Here is a 4064-nt window from a genome sequence, read left to right as displayed (position 1 = left end):
CCGGCGTGACAGGCCGGTATTCTAACCAACTGAACTACCGCTCCACATTTTCAATTATTTCAGCGATTTAACAAGAGTCTTTTCAGAAGCTTGCCCCTCACTGCGGCGCAGATAATACGGATTACACTGGGTCGAGTCAACGGTTTTTTTTACCAAACTGTCATTCTTTGAATCGTTTGCCTGTTTATTCGCCATATCGACGAAATAGGCACCGCATTGGTTAAATTTAGGGCCAAACCTCAAACCAATTCACGAACAAAGACTTAGTGTAACTGCGTAGCCAGCTCTGCTGTTTTGCGCCTGAACACACGTAGATGTGTTAAACACTGATTATTTGGCGTCGGGTGCTTTATTCTTTTTAAACTTCGCCAACAGACCACCCAAGAAGCCTTTCTTTTCTTCCCCAGCGTCATCACCCTGAGCCGGCTTTTTCGCTGCGGCTTTAGCTTTGCCTTTCCCTGCAGCCGAATCAGGCGGTAATTTTACTTTCGGGCGTTTAAGCCACATTACCACGCCAATTACGATGCCACCTAACACAATGATCCCGCCGTTCACGGCGATAAGCCAAATCATCAGTGTTTGTTCATCCATTCCTTCGGGCTCTGGCTCAGGTTCAGGCTCTGTAATGACCGTATCAATGTCATTCTCTGCGGCTGACTCCTCGATTTCGGGCTCAGGTAATTCTGGCTCAGCTACCAGGAAGGTGTACTCCGGGACGTCCAGAATAAAGTCCCTGCCATTCACCGTTTTGCCGTATGCTGTTAACTTGACGCGAAATATCCCGTAGTCAAAGGCAATAATAAGGTGCTCCCTGACGGCATCACTGGGCTCCGTCAGCGAGAAGTTTTGGACATCGCCATTGGGGTAACGCACTTTACCGTCGACCAGCAGTGAATTCATATCCACCAGGTTTCGATCTACATCGATAAGCAGTTTATGGTAGTCATTGCCGCCACCGTCCAGTTCGACATTCATGATCACCGGGTTAGGATACAACCGAATTGGCGGGTCAACCTGCTCTCGCGTAAACATAGGCGTGCTTACACGAAAAATAGGCTCCCACTCGCCTGCGGGTACCGCCAGGTTAAACTGACCGGTAAAGACGCCATCCAGCGGCGCTTCGTCCATGCCCCTGCCGTTGTCTTCGAACGTCGCTATTTGCTGATCGTCTGCGCCGAAATTGTCGAAGTTGGGGTTGTTGGTACTCACCAAATCAATAGTGAGTTCTACGACATCGCGAAACTGACTGTAATCAATGGGCTTGTCGCCGTTGGTGAGATAGGCGGTTTGCTTGAGGATTTCGCCGGAAAATAAGATGGGCGGTAAAGGGTCAGCGTGCAGTGCAATATCCGAAAGCACCATTACCCGACTTCCCGGCATAATTTGACCGACAGCCTGCCAGGGCCCGGGAACCGGGTTCTTGATATTGATCATGTCGTAGGTATCGGCATCGAACCAGAATATGTCTTTGCCATCTACCTGACTCTGGAAGATCTTCGAGCCGTCTGGACGCACCAGGACGACCGGTGCCGACCCGTATTCGCGGAAGAACACCATGGTGACTTCTTCCACGTTGTAGTCAATGCGAAAACGGTTCTGCATTAGCTTGATGCCGTTTTCGTACTCACTGCCAATTAACGATATCGGTGACGCGGCTTGTTCGGTATCGGTTTGCTGTTCAGCATTTGCAGCCGCGTCGATCTCATCACGCGATTGCGCATTCGCCTGCCCTATCGCTAGAACGAACAGCCACAATATTCCAGTACGTAAAATGCGTTTAAAAACCAATGCTAGCGCCCTATCCCGACAAAAAGAGTTAGAGGTTACGCCACAAACACTGTCCACCTTGTTTTTCAACCAGGTTCAGACGCTCCTCATGTTGTGTTAATTCATCGGCAGTGGCTTGAATAACCTTTAATTTATTTGCACCGCGTTCGATGCGTCTGATTATTTCCGCACCGCTTCCGGCTGACTGGTTATTGCCGGCCAGATTCAGATCTGTCTGACCGCCGGTCATCATCAGATAAACGTCGGCCAGAATCTCCGCATCCAGTAATGCGCCGTGGAGTTCACGGTGGCTGTTGTCTATACCGTAGCGCTTACACAAGGCGTCGAGGTTGTTTTTCTGACCCGGGTGCATATCGCGAGCCAGTACAAGGGTATCCAGAACTGTACAAATCTCCCGGGTAACCGTACCGGCAGTCGGCCCGTGCATGGCAAATTCGTGGTCCATAAAGCCCACGTCGAACGGCGCGTTGTGAATTACCAGCTGGGCGCCGCGAATAAAGTCGATAAAGTCCTGAGCCACGTCGGCGAAAAGCGGCTTGTCAGCCAGAAATTCATTGGTAATACCGTGAACTTCAATGGCTTCCTGTTCGATTTCCCGCTGCGGATTGATATACACATGAAAATGGTTACCGGTTAAACGGCGGTTGACGACCTCAACACAACCGATCTCGATAATACGGTGCCCTTCTCTGGGTTCAATACCTGTTGTTTCTGTATCCAGTACTATTTGACGCATAAACCACTCTAAACTTTGGTCAGATTCCGGTAGTATACCAAGCCATTGCTGGCTGACCACGCCTTCAGAACAAAAAAGGAGAAATCGTGGCGCAACAATCTGTACATATTTTTACCGACGGCTCGTGTTTAGGCAATCCGGGACCCGGTGGCTATGGTGCTGTGCTGATTTACGGCAAGCACCGCAAAGAATTAAGTGAGGGGTTTACGCTCACCACCAACAATCGCATGGAGTTGCTCGCTACCATTGAGGCGTTAAACGAATTAACCAAGCCCTGTCAGGTTGAGTTAACCACCGACAGCCAGTACGTTAAAAACGGGATTAATCAGTGGATCCACGGCTGGCGTAAGAACGGCTGGCGCACATCCAATAAGAAACCGGTAAAAAATGCCGACTTGTGGAAGCGACTGGACGACGCTATAAAACCGCACAATGTAAACTGGCATTGGGTTAAAGGTCACAGCGGTCATCCGGAAAATGAACGCTGCGACGAACTGGCTCGCGCCGGCGCAAATAACCCAACCCACGAAGACACTGGCTACCAGCCCTAAGGCCAAGGGCCTAGGTCGCTTGTTGAATCTTCTTCTCGTGCTGCCTGCATTGATAACTCAACAATAATGGCAGCCCGCAGGACACGCCTATCAGGCAGGTAGCCAATATCACGCTGATGATTTGAGCCCGTGAAAAACGGGTTTTGACAACATACAGATATACCAGCAAGGCAACTGCCGAAATAAAGACATCCAGCCAGGCAAAAACACTTAGTGGCGTGGCAGTCAGATGTTGCCAGAACAACACCGGGTGTACTCCGTATGCCACCAGCCAGCTAAAAAACACTTTTATCGGCAATACGGCGCCGGCCAGGGCTATGAATAAAAACAGTGTTGACGCCCTCATGACCAGCTCACCACCAGTTTTCCCATAGTTGCATTGCGCTGCATCGTCGCATGGCACGCATTAATATCCTCGACGCCGTAGACACGGTCGATAACAACCTGCAATTCGCCGCTAGCAAAAGCAGGCAGACATGATTGCGTAAACGCTGCCACGAGCTGTGCTTTGTATTCAGTCGAGCGGTTTCGCAATGTGCTGCCGGTAATGGTGACGCGTTTAGCGAGTAACTTTGCCATATCGAGTTTTTCTGCAAACCGGCCGCCCATCATGGCGAGATAGACCATAATCCCGTCCATGGCCATGACATTGAGGTTTCTGTTTACGTAGTCGCCTGCCACCATATCCAGCACCGCATTCACACCTGCGGGCCAGTGTTGCCTTATTTCACTTACAAAATCCTGCTCAGTGTAATTAATTAGCAGCGACGCACCTTGTGCTTCGCACACCGCCAGTTTTTCGGCCGAGGACGCGGTCACAGCCGTTTCTACGCCCCACAAACGACAAAGCTGTGTTGCTGCAATGCCCACCCCACTGGCGCCTGCGTGGATCAGCGCTTTTTGCCCATGCTGCAATTTCGCAATGCTGTGCATTGCCTGAAAGGCGGTTAAAAAGACTTCTGCGAGCCCGGCGCCTTCTGCATCACTGA

5 protein-coding genes are annotated in these 4064 nt (G+C 50.6%); 1 reads left to right on the top strand and 4 read right to left on the bottom strand.

The window, feature by feature from the left end:
* Window positions 1-330: 330 nt before the first annotated feature.
* Window positions 331-1755, bottom strand: a complete 1425-nt coding sequence (locus tag AC4MRN_RS19815; protein ID WP_425435077.1) for a TIGR03503 family protein — start codon at window positions 1753-1755, stop codon at window positions 331-333.
* A 61-nt stretch (window positions 1756-1816) separates the two neighbouring features.
* Window positions 1817-2524 (bottom strand): DNA polymerase III subunit epsilon, encoded by a 708-nt coding sequence (gene dnaQ, locus AC4MRN_RS19810; RefSeq protein WP_491204286.1) that lies wholly within the window; start codon window positions 2522-2524, stop codon window positions 1817-1819.
* Between the two features lie 86 nt (window positions 2525-2610).
* On the opposite strand from dnaQ, the gene rnhA reads away from it, so the two are divergent.
* Window positions 2611-3075: a ribonuclease HI gene (rnhA, locus tag AC4MRN_RS19805; protein ID WP_073324758.1), complete on the top strand. Its 465-nt coding sequence runs from the start codon at window positions 2611-2613 to the stop codon at window positions 3073-3075.
* 10 nt (window positions 3076-3085) lie between these two features.
* Here rnhA and AC4MRN_RS19800 read toward each other — a convergent pair whose 3' ends face one another.
* The gene (locus tag AC4MRN_RS19800; RefSeq protein WP_491204285.1) at window positions 3086-3421 is read right to left on the bottom strand and encodes a DUF2834 domain-containing protein; all 336 of its coding nucleotides are present in this window, start codon (window positions 3419-3421) and stop codon (window positions 3086-3088) included.
* The coding region (locus tag AC4MRN_RS19795) for a zinc-binding dehydrogenase (RefSeq protein WP_491204284.1) at window positions 3418-4064 on the bottom strand (647 nt) is incomplete at its 5' end. The genes AC4MRN_RS19795 and AC4MRN_RS19800, both read right to left, overlap by 4 nt.

Source organism: Marisediminitalea sp. (genome assembly GCF_984433645.1).
Note: the sequence above shows the minus strand (reverse complement) of the source record. Positions and strands in the feature narration are given on the sequence as shown.

Coding starts and splice junctions, on each gene's coding strand:
- dnaQ (WP_491204286.1), bottom strand. CDS start 2,524: ATGCGTCAAATAGTACTGGATACAGAAACAACAGGTATTGAACCCAGA.
- AC4MRN_RS19800 (WP_491204285.1), bottom strand. CDS start 3,421: ATGAGGGCGTCAACACTGTTTTTATTCATAGCCCTGGCCGGCGCCGTA.